The 16,339-nt window shown below is 61.3% G+C and carries 16 protein-coding genes; 6 read left to right on the top strand and 10 right to left on the bottom strand.

Annotated features, from left to right (window positions below; genetic code table 11):
* The first annotated feature begins 674 nt into the window (after positions 1-674).
* From AC13Q5_RS34010 to AC13Q5_RS33995, 4 genes are all read left to right on the top strand, one after another.
* On the top strand, positions 675-1,448 hold the full coding sequence (locus AC13Q5_RS34010) for a site-specific integrase (RefSeq protein ID WP_488504786.1): 774 nt from the start codon (positions 675-677) through the stop codon (positions 1,446-1,448).
* A gap of 212 nt (positions 1,449-1,660) precedes the next feature.
* Positions 1,661-1,927 carry a type II toxin-antitoxin system ParD family antitoxin gene (locus tag AC13Q5_RS34005; protein WP_488504785.1) on the top strand — a complete coding sequence of 89 codons (267 nt, stop codon included), beginning with the start codon at positions 1,661-1,663 and terminating at the stop codon, positions 1,925-1,927.
* A gap of 3 nt (positions 1,928-1,930) precedes the next feature.
* On the top strand, positions 1,931-2,251 hold the full coding sequence (locus AC13Q5_RS34000; RefSeq protein WP_488504784.1) for a type II toxin-antitoxin system RelE/ParE family toxin: 321 nt from the start codon (positions 1,931-1,933) through the stop codon (positions 2,249-2,251).
* Positions 2,248-2,649, top strand: a complete 402-nt coding sequence (locus AC13Q5_RS33995) for a hypothetical protein (RefSeq protein WP_488504782.1) — start codon at positions 2,248-2,250, stop codon at positions 2,647-2,649. The genes AC13Q5_RS34000 and AC13Q5_RS33995 overlap by 4 nt, the downstream gene beginning before the upstream one ends.
* A gap of 379 nt (positions 2,650-3,028) precedes the next feature.
* Here AC13Q5_RS33995 and AC13Q5_RS33990 read toward each other — a convergent pair whose 3' ends face one another.
* The 7 genes from AC13Q5_RS33990 to AC13Q5_RS33960 all read right to left on the bottom strand — a co-directional run bounded on the left by AC13Q5_RS33990 (position 3,029) and on the right by AC13Q5_RS33960 (position 10,542).
* A complete protein-coding gene (locus AC13Q5_RS33990) occupies positions 3,029-4,231 on the bottom strand; it encodes an MFS transporter (protein ID WP_488504781.1) in 1,203 nt (400 codons plus the stop codon).
* Positions 4,232-4,380: 149 nt separating this feature from the next.
* The gene (locus AC13Q5_RS33985; RefSeq protein ID WP_488504780.1) at positions 4,381-5,445 is read right to left on the bottom strand and encodes an ABC transporter ATP-binding protein; all 1,065 of its coding nucleotides are present in this window, start codon (positions 5,443-5,445) and stop codon (positions 4,381-4,383) included.
* Complete coding sequence (locus AC13Q5_RS33980; RefSeq protein ID WP_488504779.1) at positions 5,442-6,371, bottom strand: PfkB family carbohydrate kinase; 930 nt, start codon at positions 6,369-6,371, stop codon at positions 5,442-5,444. Before AC13Q5_RS33980 ends, AC13Q5_RS33985 begins: the two co-directional genes overlap by 4 nt.
* Positions 6,372-7,394, bottom strand: a complete 1,023-nt coding sequence (locus tag AC13Q5_RS33975) for an SIS domain-containing protein (protein WP_488504778.1) — start codon at positions 7,392-7,394, stop codon at positions 6,372-6,374.
* Positions 7,391-8,236 carry a carbohydrate ABC transporter permease gene (locus AC13Q5_RS33970; protein WP_488504777.1) on the bottom strand — a complete coding sequence of 282 codons (846 nt, stop codon included), beginning with the start codon at positions 8,234-8,236 and terminating at the stop codon, positions 7,391-7,393. The genes AC13Q5_RS33975 and AC13Q5_RS33970 overlap by 4 nt, the downstream gene beginning before the upstream one ends.
* Entirely contained in the window at positions 8,236-9,120 is an 885-nt protein-coding gene (locus AC13Q5_RS33965) for a carbohydrate ABC transporter permease (protein WP_075856725.1), read from the bottom strand. Before AC13Q5_RS33965 ends, AC13Q5_RS33970 begins: the two co-directional genes overlap by 1 nt.
* A gap of 183 nt (positions 9,121-9,303) precedes the next feature.
* Complete coding sequence (locus tag AC13Q5_RS33960; protein ID WP_488504775.1) at positions 9,304-10,542, bottom strand: extracellular solute-binding protein; 1,239 nt, start codon at positions 10,540-10,542, stop codon at positions 9,304-9,306.
* 230 nt (positions 10,543-10,772) lie between these two features.
* Here AC13Q5_RS33960 and AC13Q5_RS33955 point away from each other — a divergent pair, with 230 nt between their 5' ends.
* Positions 10,773-11,975: an ROK family transcriptional regulator gene (locus AC13Q5_RS33955; protein WP_488504774.1), complete on the top strand. Its 1,203-nt coding sequence runs from the start codon at positions 10,773-10,775 to the stop codon at positions 11,973-11,975.
* A gap of 3 nt (positions 11,976-11,978) precedes the next feature.
* On the opposite strand, the gene AC13Q5_RS33950 is transcribed toward AC13Q5_RS33955, so the two are convergent.
* On the bottom strand, positions 11,979-12,314 hold the full coding sequence (locus AC13Q5_RS33950; protein ID WP_075856728.1) for a DUF6665 family protein: 336 nt from the start codon (positions 12,312-12,314) through the stop codon (positions 11,979-11,981).
* A 252-nt stretch (positions 12,315-12,566) separates the two neighbouring features.
* Here AC13Q5_RS33950 and AC13Q5_RS33945 point away from each other — a divergent pair, with 252 nt between their 5' ends.
* Positions 12,567-13,100 (top strand): methylated-DNA--[protein]-cysteine S-methyltransferase, encoded by a 534-nt coding sequence (locus AC13Q5_RS33945; protein ID WP_488504773.1) that lies wholly within the window; start codon positions 12,567-12,569, stop codon positions 13,098-13,100.
* 94 nt (positions 13,101-13,194) lie between these two features.
* On the opposite strand, the gene AC13Q5_RS33940 is transcribed toward AC13Q5_RS33945, so the two are convergent.
* Both AC13Q5_RS33940 and AC13Q5_RS33935 read right to left on the bottom strand, forming a co-directional pair.
* Entirely contained in the window at positions 13,195-15,198 is a 2,004-nt protein-coding gene (locus AC13Q5_RS33940; RefSeq protein ID WP_488504772.1) for an aldo/keto reductase, read from the bottom strand.
* Between the two features lie 51 nt (positions 15,199-15,249).
* Positions 15,250-16,338, bottom strand: a complete 1,089-nt coding sequence (locus AC13Q5_RS33935; protein WP_075856730.1) for an ABC transporter ATP-binding protein — start codon at positions 16,336-16,338, stop codon at positions 15,250-15,252.
* Between the last annotated feature and the right edge of the window lies 1 nt (position 16,339).

Below are 16,339 nucleotides of genomic sequence, written 5' to 3'. Positions count from 1 at the left end.
CAGGTTCAAATCCTGCCCCCGCAACCAAAAATTTCGAAGACTATCAAGACTTCATCGGCCTCCCAATGGGAGGCCGAAGTCGTTTTTAGGCTTAGCACAACGCTAGCACAAACGAGGCCCCCCGATTTGACGTGTCCCTTGCTGGTGTGATTCGCTGTCCCCATATCGAAGTAACAAAATCGATAGGGGGCCTTTATGGCGAGCCACGAAATCCTCGGAGGAAAGGTTAACGTCTACCGGCGCGGGGGCCTCATCTGGCATTGCTCGGCATCTGTAAAAGGCCGCCAGTATCGCACCAGCACCAAGGAAACGGGCCTCGAACAAGCCAAGGCATTTGCGGAAGATTGGTATCTTAGGCTGCGGGGCAAGCTGGCTGCGGGAATCTTGAAGACGGAGACTACCTTCGCGGAAGCTGCCAAGAAGTTTGAGCAGGAGTACGGGGTTATCACGGAAGGTGAGCGCAGTCCGAAATGGGTTGAAGGTCACGGCATCCGGCTGCACCTCATCCCGTTCTTCGGCAAGATGGGCCTGTCTGAGATCAATGCCGGAACGGTTCAGGGCTATCGAGTTCAACGCATCGGCTCCTCTACGACAGGCAAGGCCCCAGCACGCAGCACGTTGCATGACGAGGTGGGAACCCTTCGGCAGGTCCTGAAAACCGCCATCCGCCACAAGTGGCTCAACCATCTTCCCGATCTGTCACCCCCTATAAGACTCAAGGCAAGATCACGCACCGGCCATGGTTCAGCCCTGCCGAATACAAGCAGCTTTACGAGGCCACGCGCCAGAATGCCAAGGAGCGGAAGAACCCGCACTTCCGTTGGGAAGCCGAACAGTTGCATGACTTCATCCTGTTCATGGGCAATACGGGCTTGCGCCCGGACGAGGCGAAGCAGCTCCAGCATCGTGACGTGACCATTATCGAAGATCCCGATAGCCGTGAGCGTATTCTTGAAATCGAGGTACGCGGCAAGCGCGGGATCGGCTGGTGCAAATCCATGCCGGGTGCGGTGAAGCCCTATGAGCGCTTGCGCGACCGGTTGAAACCGGTTCGCGGGAAAGAGAAAGAAGGTGGCGAGATCGTCGTCAAGGCTCCGCAGCCGACCGACCTTCTATTCCCCGGCAATTATCTCAAGATGTTCAACAACCTTCTTGAAGCGCAAAACCTCAAGCTGGACCGCGACGGCAAGCCGCGAACGGCCTACAGCCTACGTCATACCTATATCTGCCTTCGCCTCATGGAAGGTGCTGATGTTTATGCGATTGCCAAGAATTGTCGCACCAGCGTCGAAATGATTGAAAAATTCTACGCCGCCCACATCAAGACGACCCTTGATACCGCGTTCATCAATTCCCGAAAGCCCAAGCGTGGCCATCGTGGACGGAAGGTGCCTAGGGCGGCGGGACCGCCGTCCTACCACGGAAGCCGAGGCCCCACGGTCCGGTAAAGACACCCGAACGGGTGTCGCCACAAATCGCTTGCCGATTTGTCAGCCCGCTTGGCGGGCCTTCATAAGAGAGCAGTCTCTTGTCCGGTCACGTTGAGGTTTTCATCGTGGCCGGATGTTATTTGAGAACGAAGGTAAGGTATCAATAGTTGATAACAGTTGTTAATTCCGGCGGAGCGACCTATAATCCAAGTAACAGGAGGGCCGATGCCATGGCGAGTTTTGCGCTGAACGAACACTATGAGAAATTCATCAAAAAGCAGCTTGAATCGGGCCGCTACAACAACGCCAGCGAGGTCGTTCGCGCGGGTTTGCGGTTGCTGGAGGACCAGGAAGAAGCCCGCGAACGCTGGCTGGCTCAGGAAATTCCGGGGCGTTATGCAGAACTAGAGCGTGATCCTTCCAAGGGTGTTCCCCTTGATGATGCCTTTGCCCGTCTTGAGGCCGAGCATCGAGCCCTGCTGGCGAAAGCCAAGTAGGGGATGAAGACATACAAGATCATCCTGCATAAGCAGGCCGAAGGGGAGTTACGCCAGCTTTACCTTGACCTTGCGAGCGACGACAAAGCCGGGCCTGCCGTAGCGTGGAATTATGTCAGCGGTATCCGCCAGTTCATCATGGAGCTTGCGACATTCCCCAAGCGAGGCATGGTCAGGGACGGTCTGGTGCCAGGTCTTCGGATCATCGGCTACCGGCGCAGTGTGAGCATCGCGTTCGTGGTCGAAGATGCCCACGTTCTGGTTTTGGGTGTGTTCTACGGCGGGCAGGATATTACTGTTGAAGCCCTGGAGAGTAGGCTGTGAGCGATATGGAAAACCAGCAGGACGATCTTTATCCACCGGAATACCGCGCTGCCCAGAAGGCCCAGGCCACCGCGTTGAAAGGTGAAGCGTCAGAGCATGGCTTGCGGCTACAAACCTACCTCGTGCCATCGGTTGCCGAATGGGTTCTGACCGAAGTTGAGCGGGGCCGGTTTCTTGATCCTTCCGAGGCTATCTTTGTGGCTATGCAGGTATTCATGGAACTGGATGCTTACCCCGACCTGCGTGAGGAACTGTTTCGCCGCGAGATCATCCAAAGTCTTGAGGACAAGGGTCCAGGCATTCCTGCCGAAGAGGTTTTCGCGAGGCTGAAGGAGACGATCAAGAAGACGGCGGAGCATGAGCCCCCGACTTGGGTGAAGGTTCCTTATCCTTCGTAGCGTCGGACGCGGCCAAGTTCCTGCTCCCCCTCAAGCAGCATAAGCTCCTGTGATCTGCAACCTGATGAAAGGGCTGCCGGGGATCTGATCGGCTGCATTCCCAAGCTCATCTTCCATGACAACCTGTCAGGCCGTTGTCGTCGGCAGTCTTCCAGGCGCGATGGCGTTTTGTATTGACTATGGATCGCGTCCTGTCGTTCCCCGTTACCGGCTGAGCCACGCGGCCGGAAGGGTCGAGGTATGCGCCCGGCAAGCAAGAGGCGCATTCTCACCCTCCATGAAACGAAATAGTGTTGTCCAAGACATAGCGACGAACATTACGGCATCATTGCGCGCAACCAGGCGTGCGCCTTATCGACGGCTCTTATCCCGTTTTCGGTCAGTCGGTCTGGATGCATTCGAGCCAGGCGGCGCTGACGGCGGCCGCCAGCGACAGCAGGAAGATCAGCAGGATGCAGGTCGTGCGGAACGAGGTCAGGCCGATTGCAGTGCCGGTCAGCATATATTCCAGCGGAAGAAACAGCAGAACCATCGAATAGGAAAGACCCATCACATAGGGCCGGCAGTCGCGCGGCGCCTTCATTTGCAAGATCGCGACAAAGGCGGGCGAGAGCCAGCCATTTGCCAGTCCGGCGACGAGGCCGGCAAACATCATCGTCAGCGGCGTAATCTGCATCCATAGAATGCACATCGAGAGCGCAAGGCCGAGGAGGGCTCTCGAAACGATGATCGTAGGCGCCGGCATGGCTTGGCGGGACGCCAGATGCAGGTTCATCACAATCGTGCCTGTTGCCGATGCCGCAACGAAGAGCCCAAGCCATGCCACCGATGCGCCCTCGAGACGCAATGCGGCCGGCACGATGAAGACCTGCAGCACGATGAAGAAGCCGAGCGCAGCACTTGCCCAAAGCGTGAATGGCAACGACACTGCCGCAGCCCGGAGCCACCTGCCGGCATTGACGATATCGCCAAGTCTCGGTGCCGGGCCTAAACGAAACCTCGGTAGGCTGAAGGACAGGAGCATTATCGCGGCGAAGTTGCCAACAACGATCCACCAGGCCGCGTCCTTCGAGCCGATGACGGCGATAACGAAAGCGCTGGCCGCGGATGCCGTCAGCAGCACAAGCCCGTCGATCGTGTCGTCGATGGAATTGGCAGTGGTCGGGGACAATCTTGAAAGGCGGGCGATTTCCGGTGTCTTGGCTTCGGTCGCGACAGTCGCCGGTCCATCAAGGATGGAGCCGATGAGGCTGAGAAGGAGAAAGGTGCCTGGGTGCAGAAAATCCGCCATGTGGAGCACTGCAATCATCAGCGACGTCAGCATCCCGACCTTCGTGGAGATGAGCGCGGTATAGCGCGTACCCAGCATCTCGGCCACGTAGCCGCCGAAGACCATGCCGATCAGAAGCACGGCGCCATTCACGAAGGCCATCAGCGCCATGCAGACGACGCTGCCGGTGAGGTCGTACATCATCCACGGATAAAGAACGGTCGCGAAGGCGTGGCTAGCGTTCAGGGCGACATTGCTCAGCTGAAGCCCGACGAAAGGCCAGCGCGTGCTGCGTTGAAATTGTTGAAACACGGTTCTTTCCCGACGATCGTTTGTGTCGTCAGGTTCAGTGCGCTGCCTTGCGGTAACAGTACGGGGATTGAAAATTTCTGCAGGTGACACCGGAAACCGCAATGGTCACCTGCGCCAACCCAAGCGATCATATGCGCGGGTCCGAAGGTCTATTCGCAGCGCTGGCCGGTTGCGCGATCGAAGAGGTGCAAGGCGCTGGCATCGAAGCCGAGCGTGATGGTCTGCCCCTCGGCGATCGTGGTGCGCGGCGGCAGGCAGGCCATCAGCCGCTGCGAGCCCGCCTGCGCGGTCACGATCAGTTCGGGACCGGTCAGTTCGGCAACTTCGCAGACCGCCTCGAGCTTGCCGTCTTCATCGAGACGCAGCGTTTCCGGCCGGATGCCGATAACCAGCGCCTGACCCTGTTTGATTTCGGCTTTCGTTGCCGGCATGGGCAGCGTGATCGATGTTCCATCGATGCGCAGCGAACCCTGATCGGCGGTTGCGTTCAGCAGATTCATCGGCGGCGCACCGACGAAGGTGGCGACATAAAGCGTCGCCGGATGATTGTAGATCTCGTCCGGCGTGCCGAGCTGCTCGATCCGTCCGTCCCGCATCACGGCGATGCGGGTTGCAAGCGTCATCGCCTCGATCTGGTCGTGCGTCACGTAGACGACCGTGGTCTTCAGCATCTGGTGCAGGCGTTTCAGTTCGGTGCGCATCTCCATGCGCAGCTTGGCGTCGAGGTTGGAGAGCGGCTCGTCGAACAGGAAGACTTCCGGCTTGCGCACCAGAGCACGACCGATCGCCACGCGCTGGCGCTGGCCGCCGGAGAGCTGGCTCGGCTTACGTTCTAGCAGCGGTTCGATCTGCAAAAGCTTTGCCGCCTCGCGCACCGCCTTGTCGCGCTCGGCGGCGGGCACCTTGCGCATTTCCAGGCCGAAGCCGATGTTGCGATGAACCGAGAGGTTCGGATAAAGCGCATAGGACTGGAACACCATGGCGATGTCGCGGTCCTTCGGATGCACGCCGAGCACGGAGCGATCGCCTATGCGGATATCCCCGCTCGTCGCCTCGGCAAGCCCGGCGATGATGTTCAGAAGCGTGGACTTGCCGCAGCCGGAAGAGCCGAGCAGCACCAGGAACTCGCCGCTTTCGAGCGAAATATCGATGCCTTTCAGCGTCTCCACGTCGCCATAGCTCTTGCGGATGTTCTGGATTTCGAGCGCGCTCATTGAACGGCCTCCTCGGATGCGTTGGCCGGGCCGTAGCTGCGCGGCAGAGTGGAAATGGCGCGGGAGGCGACCGCGGTCCCCGCCGAAAGGCAGGCCGCAGGCGGCTCGCCGCAGGCAAGGGCGGCCAGGAAGCCGGCATTGAAGACATCGCCGGCGCCGATGGTATCGACGACCGTGACGCGCGGCGCTGCGGCCGAAACGAGATTGCTCTCGGCATCGATGGCAATCGCGCCGTCCGGACCGCGCTTGACGACGAAGATCGCACCCTCGGGCATCAGCGCGTGAAGTGCGCGTGCAGCCTCGGCCGGATCGTCCATGCCGGCTAACGTCGTCGTCTCGACCTCGTTCATCAGCGCCACGCCGCAGCGGGAAAGCCAGCCGCGGGTAGCGTCGCAATTCGCCTCCGTCCAGCCGTCGAGCGGCCAGCCGGTATCGAGAGCAACCGTAATCCTGTGCGTGTCGGCCCAGTCGAACAGGGCGTCATAGTCGCGGGTGAGATCTTCTGTGAGGAAGGCGCCGCAGATCAGCGCATAGCCGCCCGCAAGCCTCTCGCCGTCGAGAACCGCCAGCACATCATCGAGGCTGAACCGCGGCAGGTGACCGCGCGTCGTGAAGAAGGTGCGCTCGCCATCGGGATGGGTGATGCCGACAGAGAGCGTCGTGCCCTCCGGTCTGACAGGCCATTTGCTGCCGCGCGCGCCGAATGCTTCGCTGAGCCAGCGTCCGAACTGGTCGCTGCCGACATTGGCCGATATCTCGTAATCGACGCCGAGGCCTTCCCAGGCAAGCGCGCTATTGCCCGCCTGGCCGCCGACGCGCAGCTCGTCGTGATCGACGATGATCTCGGTGCCGGCCTTCGGCCAAGGCGCTGCCGGCCCGAGGATCAGGTCGATATTAACGTTGCCGATGACTGCAAGCGGCTTCATTCATTCGCTCCGGGTGATCTTGGTGGAGCGGACCGGCGTGCCGGCATTCTCCACCCGCTCGTCCGCAAAGGCGATCATCAGCGACTGGGCGACCGGCAACATCTGGAAGATGGCGGCAAGGCCGGTTTCCGGCTTAAAGCGCAGTGTCACGCAACCCGGCACCGGCTCTTCCTCGGAACCGTCGAAGACGATGACGGGCGCACCCGTCTCCGCGGCGGAAACGGCCATGGCCGTCACGAGGCTGGCGGTCGCATCATGGCCGCGGAAGAGGATGACGCCGATCGAGGGGCCGAGCATTTCCATCGGACCATGGCGCAGCTGACCGCCTTCGAGCGAGAAGCAGGGGCAGCGGGAGAGTTCGGTGAGACCAAGCGCCAGCGCCTCGGCAACGCCCTGCAGGCGGCGGCCCGAGGTGACGACGGTTGCGACATTGGAAAGAGCCGAAAGCGCTGGCTTGGTGTCGAGCGTTTCAGGCGCGCGAAGCACAGCCAAGGCACGCGCCGGATCCTGCCCAAGAGCCGCGAAGATCGCCAGATGCAGCGCGAAGGTAACGGTGAGGCTGCGGGTTGCCGCAAAGGCAAGCTCGGTGCCGCCGGCGCCGACGAGGGAGGGCGCGGTCTTCGCGAGGAAGGACGTGCCCTCCAGCGTCAGGCCGAAGGTCTCGGCAGTACCGCCCGTCTCGTTGAACCAGCGCACCACTTCGGCGCTTTCCCCGGATTGGGAAGTCATGAAGATCGTCCGGCCCTCCAGCGACAGCGGCTGGCCGAGCTGTTCGGAAAGCGGCAGTGCGATCGCATCGATGTCGGCGGCGCGATAGAGTGGTTCGACGGCGCGGTTGACGGCGTGGGAGCCGCCCATGCCGAGCAGCAGTAGCCTGCCGGTGCGCTTCAGCGAGGCCGCGGCCTTGGCGGCCATATCGGCGGCAGCCTCGAAGGAGGCGAGCGCATCGGCATGCTGGCGAGCCATTTCGCGGTCGATGGCAGCAAGGCCGGTGGGGCGTGTTTTCTCTTTGGTCATGGTCATCCCTTGACGCCGCCATTGGTCAGGCCCGAGATCAGGGCGCGTTGCATGACAAGGCCGATCACCACCGGAGGCAGGGCGGCCAGCACGCCGGCAGTCGCGATCAGTCCGTAATCCGAGACACGGCCGCCGGCGAGATCCGCTATGGCGACGGTGAGGGTTTTTGCGCGCTGGTCTGACGTGAAGAGCAGCGCATAGAAGAATTCATCCCAGGCAAGCAGGAAGGCAAAGAGCGCCGAGGTCGCCATGACGGGCATGGCCAGCGGCAGCGTAATGATCTTCAAGGTCTGGAACAGCCCGGCGCCGTCGATCATCGCGGCGGCCTCGATTTCCTTCGGAATGGAATCGAAGCCGGATTTCATCAGCCAGGTCGTGAACGGTGCCAGGATCGTCAGATAGACGAGCGCAAGTCCGAAAACGTTGTTGAGCAGGCCGAGATAGGCAAGGCCCATATAGAGCGGCACGGCGAGTGCGACCGGCGGTAGCATGTAGGTGGCGATGACCATGGAGAGCGACCAGCCCACGGACGGTGTGCGCGACACGGCCCAGCCGGCGGGGATGGCGAGCGCGATGGCGGCGATGGTCGCCATGCCGGCGACTTCGATGCTGTTGCGCAGCGACGAGGTGAAGGCGGCGCCCTCGCTGTTTTCCAGCATCGACAGCAGCACCTTGTAGCGCGAGAAATCTGCTGTCTGCGGCCACCAGCGCAGCGGCTTGGCGGCAAGGTCGGCAGCCGGCGAAATACTCATGATGAAGAGCCAGGCGATCGGCGCCAGGATGACGACGGCGAGCAGGATGGCGCAGATGTAGATGAAGCAGGTGAAGAGCGGGCTCTGGCGTTCCATCAGGTGGCACTCCCTGCGGTTTTGCGGACAAGGGCGGCATAGGCGGCGGCAAGTACCGTGACCAGCAGCGTCACGATCAGGGCGAGCGATGCCCCGGACCCCGCTCGCTGGAAGGAAAAGGCCTCCTGATAGACGAGGATCGACAGCGTGCGCGTGCTGTTTGCCGGGCCGCCGCGGGTCATCACCCAGATGATATCGAACACCTTGAAGGCCTCGATGGTGCGCAGCACGAGCGCCACCATCAGCGGTCCCACAAGATAGGGAAGGATGACGAAGCGGAAGCGCTTGAAAGGCCCGGCGCCGTCAACCAGCGAGGCGGCGGTGATGTCGCGCGGCACGGCCTGCAGGGCGGCGAGCGCAATCAGCGCCACCAGCGGAAAATTCTTCCAGCAGTCGGCAACGATGAGCGCCGTCAGCGCCGTGCCCGGTTCGCCGAGCCAGGAGCGATAGGCGTCCAGCAGGCCAAGCTGGGTCAGGGCAGCGTTCAGTGCGCCGTATTCGGGATTGTAGATCAGGCGCCAGAGCGTCGCGTTGACGACGGTCGGCAGCGCCCAGGGCAGGATCATCAGCGCGCGCAGCACGCCGCGACCCTTGAAATTCTGGTTGAGCAGCAGCGCGGCCAGCACGCCGAGCACCATTTCGGCGGCGACGGAGATGATCGCGAACCACGCGGTGGTGATCAGAGTACGCTGGAAATTCGAATTCGCCAGCATCTTCGCGTAGTTGTCGATGCCGACGAAATTGCCGCCTGTTCCCACGAGCTTCGCATCGGTGAAAGAAAGGCCGACCGTGTCGACGAGAGGCCAGCCGATGACTGCGATCATCACCACGAGCAGCGGCAGCATCAAAAGCCAGGCGCGAGTTGTCATAGAGGTGCCGGACATGGCAGGCCCCTTCTTTCATTCTTCATGGAGGATCAAGAGGCGGGCGGCGATAGAGCATGATGCCGAAAAGTGTAATCGGTTTTCGGTGGACATCATGCTCTACTTCTTTAATTCTGGAGCGGATTAAGATTTTAGGTCGAATAGATCTAAAATCATCCGCTCCAGCGCCGCCCGGTAAGACTATCAGAGACCGCTGTTGTCGGCAGCAGACTTCAGCGCATCTTCCGGAGAAGACTGGCCGAGCAGCGATTCCTGGATCGCCTGCTGAAGTGCGGTCGACAGTTCCTGATACTTCGGCGTCGTCGGACGCGGATACATGGCGGCGAGGCCGACCTTTGCGGCCGCGATCAGTTCTTCCTGGCCCTTCGTCACGGCCGGATCGCTATAGGACGATGCCCAGATCGGTAGGCTGAGCTTGGCATACTGGTTCTGCGTCGCCTGCGAGGTCATGAAGCTGATGTACTTCCAGGCTTCGTCCGGATGCTTGCTGGCAGACGTGATGCCGAGGCCCATCGAACCGTTGACGGCCGACGCCTCGCTCTTGCCGGCAACGCCCGGTGCCGGAACGACGCCGACCTTGCCCGCGACCTTGCTGTCCTTCGGGTCGTTCGCCATGTTGTACATGTAGGTCCAGTTCAGCGCGAAGGCGGCGTCGCCATTTTCGAACACCTTGCGGACGTCCTCTTCGAGGAATTCCTTGGAATTCGGATTGGTGAGGCCGGACTTGTAGCTGGTGACCATGTATTTCAGCGCATCGAGGCCGCCGCCGGTCTGGAAGTCCGGCTTGCCGTCCTTGATGAAGTCGCCCTTATAGGCGCTGACGAGCGTGGCGTAGTCGCAGATCGCGGCTTCGGCCTGCGACCAGCTCCAGGCGATTGGGGTGGCGAGAAGACCCTTGTCCTTGATTGTCTTGGCCTGTTCGTTCAGTTCGTCCCAGGTCTTCGGCGGGGTCTTGATGCCAGCCTTTTCCAGGATTTCCTTGTTGTAGAACAGGTACTTGGTATCGAGGATCCAGGGCATGCCGTAGTACTTGCCGTCATACTGGACCGTCGTCCAGGCGCCCGGTAGCACGCTCTTCTTCGTGTCGTCGGAGATGCGCGAGGAAACGTCGACCAGAACCTTGTTGGTCGCGTATTCGGCCGGCCAGATCACGTCGAAGAGCACGACGTCGTAGCCGCCGCCGGACCCTTGAGCGAGCACGGTCTTGTCGTGCAGGCCCTCGTAGGGAACGAATTCGAGATTGACCTTGATGTCCGGATTGGCCTTGGAGAAGGCATCCGTCATGGCGCGCACATCGGCTTCGCTATAGGCGGCCTGTGCCATGAAGAGGGCATTGATCGTGGTTTCGGCAAAGGCATGCGAGGCGAAGGATACGCCGATCAGCGCTGCGCCGAGCAATGTCTTGTTCAATGATTTCAACATTCCATCCTCCAGTTTTTTGACAGTCACGCGATTTTTCCGACGGCGGCTGGTGTCGCCATCGGTTGTCGAGCAGGCAATTGGCCGGGCCGGCTGCCGAACATCGATCGGCGTGTCCTTGGAGCCGTAGGGCTCGCTCAAGTTCCCTGATGAAACTCTGTGGTTTCTTTTAAGTCAATTGTCTTGACTAATTTGTTCTTCAATATTCTATTGGTGTCAAGAGGCAAAAACAGATGAACGATATTCGCCCGATCAGGGCTACGAGCGGAACGAACCACGAAGGCACCAGCGCCCATAACCGACGGGTGATCATCGACGCCCTGCGGCTGAACGGAGCGCTCTCCCGCGCCGATCTCGCCCGCGCCACCCGCCTGACGAAGCAGACGGTCTCCAACATCATGGAGGAACTGGAAAACGACGGGCTGGTGACATCAAGGGAAACGGTGCGCCGCGGCCGCGGCCAGCCCTCGACGCCCTATGGCCTCGTGCCGGAAGGCGCCTTCGCCATCGGCCTGCAGATAGATCGCCATATCACCCGCGCCATCGCCGTCGACCTCGTCGGCAATGTGCTGATCCGCAAGGAAGCGAACCTGCCGGCCGGCGGACCGGCGACGGGCACGCCCGTCGTCCTGCAGCTGATAGGGAATGTGCGCACCGAGCTTCGGCAGCGCGTCGCGCAGGCGGAAAAGCGCCTTGTCGGGCTTGGCGCGGCGATGCCGGGGCCATTTGGTATCGAACAGGATAGTGCCGACAATCCCTGGATGATGGGGGCCTGGCAGCGCTTTCCCTTGCTCGAAACCCTATCGGCTGGAACCGGCCTCAATGTGACCCTGCAGAACGACGCTGCAGCCTGCGCGACCGCCGAGCGCATGGTGGGGGCTGCCCATGGGCTCGACCACGCCGTCTGCCTCTATGTCGGCTATGGTATCGGTGCCGGGCTCATTCTCGGCGGTGAACTCTATAGCGGTGCCCATGGCAATGCCGGCGAAATCGGCATGGCGCTGTTGACGGCTGGCGGGCAACAAACCCAGCTGGAGCACCGCGCCTCGCTCGCTTCTCTCTACGATCACCTCGGCGTCGATCCGATGGCACCCGATATTTATTCTTTGATCAACGACCGCGCTGCCGCCGATGATCCTGATATTCTCGCCTGGATCGAAAGGGCGGCGATCGATCTGCGCTGGAGTGTCCAACTCATCGAAACCATCTTCGATCCGCAGACGGTGATTCTGTGCGGCGGTGCCCCTGTAGCGCTGGCGACGCGGCTGATTGCGGCGATGCAGCCGCTCCTGCCTTCCAACGCCGATCGCCCCGACCGGCTGCTGCCCCGCCTCCAGCTCGGCATGACCGACCCCTGGGCCGTGGCACGCGGTGCGGCTGCCGAGCCGATCGGCCATGCATTCGACCCGCGCTTTTCGGCGATCTTGAAATCCTGATATTCAGGGGTGGCGCGGGCTGGCGCCGAGACGCGCTAGCACCTTGTTCGGAACGCCGTAGCGCTGGATGACGTCGCGGCCGTTGCGCAGGCCGCAGATCTCGCGGTGAATGAACATGCCCCAAACAGCTTCGGCGGCGGCATCTACCAGCCGCTCGTGCTCGACGCCTTCCTTGCCTTTGGCTTCGCCGTCCTGCAAGGCGGCAAGCGCTGCCTCGACCTTCATGCCGTGGCGGCCGAGCGAACTCGCCCTCTCCGACATCATCTCATATTCGAGAATGCCGAGGCCGGTTTCCCTGGTTTGCGATGGATTGAAGTTGCGCGGCGGGCGAACTGTCATATCGGGCTCCGCATGCTGGATGATCTGTCTCTCCACGGTTTTACACAATCTCAGCCGCCGTCCCAAGCCTGACTATGCCGCCTGCATCATTGTGATCCCGGCGCTTGAAGTCGGAAATGTTGGATTTCTCTGCCCGCCGTTCCTTTTCGGGTGGTTGCAGACCGTCATTTGAGGTCCAATAGGGACATAAGTGCTCCATCAGAAGCAATCTCGCCCGATGCCATGAGCGCAATTCAAAGAAAGGAAATCGGCATGACCAAAACTCCGAAAAATGCAGAGAAGCACTATGTCTATCGGATCATGAACTCGCCTGTTGGTCCCTTGAAGCTCGTCGGCGGCGATGATGGACTTGCCGCGATCCTCTGGGACAATGATCGGCCAGGCCGCGTGCCCTTGCTGATCGTCGCGGAAGACGACAGCCATCCCGTGCTCCTGGAAACCGAGCGGCAGCTGCGCGAATATTTCGCCGGCAAACGACAGGCTTTCGATCTGCCGCTCGATTTCGCCGGAACGGAGTTCCAGCAGAAGGTATGGCAGGCCTTGCTCGCCATCCCCTTCGGCGAGACGCGCAGCTATCGCCAGATCGCAACCGAGATCGGCTCGGCAAAAGCGATCCGGGCCGTCGGTGCCGCCAATGGCCGCAATCCGATCTCGATCATCGCGCCCTGCCACCGCGTGGTGGGATCGGCTGGCGATCTCAGGGGATTTGCCGGCGGTATCGAGCGCAAGGCCTATCTGCTGCGGCTCGAAGGGGCTGATACGAAGACATTCGATTTCGCCGCCTGATCTTTCGGCGATCATTCAGGCATATGAAAAAGCCCATCCGGTTTCCCGGATGGGCTTTTTGTTTAGGTGCCGCCTTTCGGGTCGAGCGCCTATCTCAGCCCTCGAGCCACTTCACCTGCTCCGGCGTCAGCTTGATGTCGAGCGCCGAAAGGCTGTCTTCCAGCTCGGCGATCGTGCGCGGGCCGATCAGCGGTATCACAGGGAAGGGCTGGGCGACGACATAGGCAAGCGCGATGTGGATCGGGTTGCGGCCGAGCTTCTGTGCCAGTTCGATCGCTCTGTCGCGGCGGCCGAAATTGCGGTCGGAATACCAGACGCGCACCAATTCCTCCTCGTCGCGCTTGTCGCGGCCGGCGCGGTCGGTGAAGAAGCCGCGGCCCTGGCTCGACCAGGCGAAGTTGGGGATCTGCTTGGCATTGAGCCACGTCTTCCACTCATCGTCGGAGGCAGCGACGCATCCGGCCCAGATCGGGTCGAGCATTTCCGCCAGCGAGAAGTTGTTGGAAAGGGCAGCCGGTGCCGCCTTGCCGTTCTTCTGAGCATAGGCGATCGCCTCGTCGAAGCGGGCACGCGTCCAGTTCGAGCCGCCGAAGATGCCGCGGATGCGGCCGGCCTTTACCTCGGCATCCATGGCATCGACGAACTCGCCGACGGGAACGTCGGTGTTGTCGCGGTGCATGAAGTAGATGTCGACATAGTCGGTCTTCAGGCGATTGAGGGATTGGTCGAGCTGCTTGGCGATCACATCCGGATAGCAAAGCGGCGAATGCGCACCCTTGCCGATCAGCACGATCTCCTCGCGCGGCACGTTGCGACTGGTGTGCCAATCGCCGAAAATGCTTTCCGTCTTGCCGCCGCCATAGACATAGGCTGTGTCGAAGGCATTGCCGCCCGCTTCATAGAACGCATCGAGCGTCAGCGAGGCGGCCGCAAAATTCGGGAAGAACTCGAAGCCGAGCGTGACGAGCGATGCCGGCTTGGAAATGCCGGGAATGCTTCGCTTCGGAATGCTGTTGCCCTTGGTGACGGTCGCGCCGGCGATGTTCTTCGTCCGCTTTGCCGCTTTCTCGACGCTATATTCGAGGCCGATCGAAGCGCGCCACTGGTCGAGGACCCGGAGATTGCCGATCGAATCCGCCCAGCTGATGCCGGGATAGGCAAATTCCTTTTGTCCGGCACGGATGGCATCGCCGGCCGCATCGACTTCGAAGGAATAGAGCCAGCGATCTTCCTTGACCTCGATCGTCTGGGTCTCGCCGCCCTTGATCACGTTAATCTTGCCGACGCCGCCCTTATGGCCGGAGGCGAACCAGAAGTCGGCCACTTCGATGCGACCCTCCGAGCCGATGATGCGCAGCGTGTTGTCCTGGTTTGCCATGATCGCGCAGGACACTTCGGCGATGATGTCGTTCGGGAACTTCAGGACGGCAGAAGCCCACTCATCGACGCCCGTCTGGCCGAGATGGCCGACGCCCGAGACCTTGTCGGGATCAAGGAACGGCTTGCCGTCGACCGCACCGGCGATCAGCCGTGCCATCGAGACCGGATAGCCGCCGACATCGAGAATGCCGCCGCCGGCGGTTTCATTGGCAAACAGCCGGTGTTCCGGATTGACCTTGCCCATATTGAAGCCGAAGGACGTGCGGATGATGCGCAGATCGCCGATCGCACCGCTCTTGATGAGTTCGATCAGCTTCGCCGTCTGCGGATGGACGCGATACATGAAGGCTTCGCCGGCGAAGACCCCAGCCTTTTTGGCTTCATAGTAGATGGCCTCGGCATCGAAGGCCGAAAGCGCGATCGGCTTTTCGACAAGCACATGCTTGCCGGCGCGGATCGCCTTGATCGCCCATTCGGCGTGGCCGGTATGCGGCGTGGCGATATAGACGGCATCGATCTCCTTGTCCGCGAGCAGGGCCTCGTAACCGTTGACGATACGTGCGCCGGGAAAACCGTCGCCGAGGCCCGGCTTGTCCGGGTTGCGGCTGGCGATGGCCACCAGCTTGCCGCTGCGGGAATGGGCGATACCATCGGCAAAAGTCTGCGCGATCCGGCCGGGGCCGATGATGCCCCAGCGGATTGGTGTCTCAGTAGTCATGGAACGATCCTTTCCTAAATCTGCATGCTGTCTTGGGAGAATGGGCAGCGCCTACCGCAATCGGTTCCCGGCGCTGTCGAAGAGGAATGTCTTGGCGGCCGATAGCGCCACGGTGAGCTTGTCGCGGTTGCCCGTATTGCGGGACTCCTCGCGCTCGATGACGATCTGCTCGCCGCCTTCGATATTGGCGTAGATGTAGCTGGTGTTGCCGAGATGCTCCGCGACGTCGACGTCAACGATCATGTCGACCTCGCCACGTCCGGCTTCGAGGAAATGTTCCGGACGGATGCCGAGCGTCACCGGCTGGCCGACCTCCACCTTGGCCGAGGTGATGGGCAGTGTCAGGCGGACATTGCGCTGGCCCTTGAGCACGACGGCTATGCGACCGGATTGATTGTCCGTGACCTCGGCCTGCAGGAAGTTCATCTTCGGGGAGCCGACGAATCCGGCTACGAACTGGTTTGCCGGATCGTCATAGAGGTCGAGCGGCGCGCCCACCTGTTCGATATTGCCGCCACGCAGCACGACGATCTTGTCGGCCAGCGTCATCGCTTCGGTCTGGTCGTGCGTGACATAGATCATCGTCGTCCCAAGCTTCTTGTGGAGGCGGGAGATTTCGACGCGCATCTGCACGCGCAGCTCTGCATCGAGATTGGAGAGCGGCTCGTCGAACAGGAAGATCTGCGGCTCGCGGACGATGGCGCGGCCGATGGCGACGCGCTGGCGCTGGCCGCCCGAAAGCTGCTTCGGCCGGCGCTGCATCAGCTCGCTGATCTGCAGGATCTCGGCTGCCTGTTTGACACGGCGATCGGTATCGGCCTTCGGGTTGCCGTTCATGCGCAGCCCGAAATTCAGGTTCTGCTCGACAGTCAGGTGCGGATAGAGGGCATAGGACTGGAAGACCATGGCGATGCCGCGATCGGCCGGTTCCATGTCGTTGACCACGCGGCCGCCGATCTTGAGTTCGCCGCCGGTGATGTCTTCCAGCCCGGCGATCATGCGCAAGAGCGTGGACTTGCCGCATCCGGACGGTCCGACGAAGACGACGAACTCGCCGTCCTTCACCTCGAGATTGGCGCCGTGGATGATTTCCAGCGAACCGTAGCGTTTGACGATATTGGTGAGAGAAAGTTCAGCCATA

The organism is Martinezella sp. CNPSo 3964 (genome assembly GCF_057784375.1).
The sequence above is the reverse complement of the archived record's forward strand: the minus strand, read 5'-3'. Positions and strand labels throughout refer to the sequence as shown.

Bases quoted from the DNA above. Each gene is read 5' to 3' on its own strand.
- AC13Q5_RS34005 (WP_488504785.1), top strand. From the start codon at position 1,661: ATGGCGAGTTTTGCGCTGAACGAACACTATGAGAAATTCATCAAAAAG.
- AC13Q5_RS34000 (WP_488504784.1), top strand. From the start codon at position 1,931: ATGAAGACATACAAGATCATCCTGCATAAGCAGGCCGAAGGGGAGTTA.
- AC13Q5_RS33985 (WP_488504780.1), bottom strand. From the start codon at position 5,445: ATGAGCGCGCTCGAAATCCAGAACATCCGCAAGAGCTATGGCGACGTG.
- AC13Q5_RS33980 (WP_488504779.1), bottom strand. From the start codon at position 6,371: ATGAAGCCGCTTGCAGTCATCGGCAACGTTAATATCGACCTGATCCTC.
- AC13Q5_RS33975 (WP_488504778.1), bottom strand. From the start codon at position 7,394: ATGACCATGACCAAAGAGAAAACACGCCCCACCGGCCTTGCTGCCATC.
- AC13Q5_RS33970 (WP_488504777.1), bottom strand. From the start codon at position 8,236: ATGGAACGCCAGAGCCCGCTCTTCACCTGCTTCATCTACATCTGCGCC.
- AC13Q5_RS33965 (WP_075856725.1), bottom strand. From the start codon at position 9,120: ATGTCCGGCACCTCTATGACAACTCGCGCCTGGCTTTTGATGCTGCCG.
- AC13Q5_RS33960 (WP_488504775.1), bottom strand. From the start codon at position 10,542: ATGTTGAAATCATTGAACAAGACATTGCTCGGCGCAGCGCTGATCGGC.
- AC13Q5_RS33955 (WP_488504774.1), top strand. From the start codon at position 10,773: ATGAACGATATTCGCCCGATCAGGGCTACGAGCGGAACGAACCACGAA.
- AC13Q5_RS33950 (WP_075856728.1), bottom strand. From the start codon at position 12,314: ATGACAGTTCGCCCGCCGCGCAACTTCAATCCATCGCAAACCAGGGAA.
- AC13Q5_RS33945 (WP_488504773.1), top strand. From the start codon at position 12,567: ATGACCAAAACTCCGAAAAATGCAGAGAAGCACTATGTCTATCGGATC.
- AC13Q5_RS33940 (WP_488504772.1), bottom strand. From the start codon at position 15,198: ATGACTACTGAGACACCAATCCGCTGGGGCATCATCGGCCCCGGCCGG.
- AC13Q5_RS33935 (WP_075856730.1), bottom strand. From the start codon at position 16,338: ATGGCTGAACTTTCTCTCACCAATATCGTCAAACGCTACGGTTCGCTG.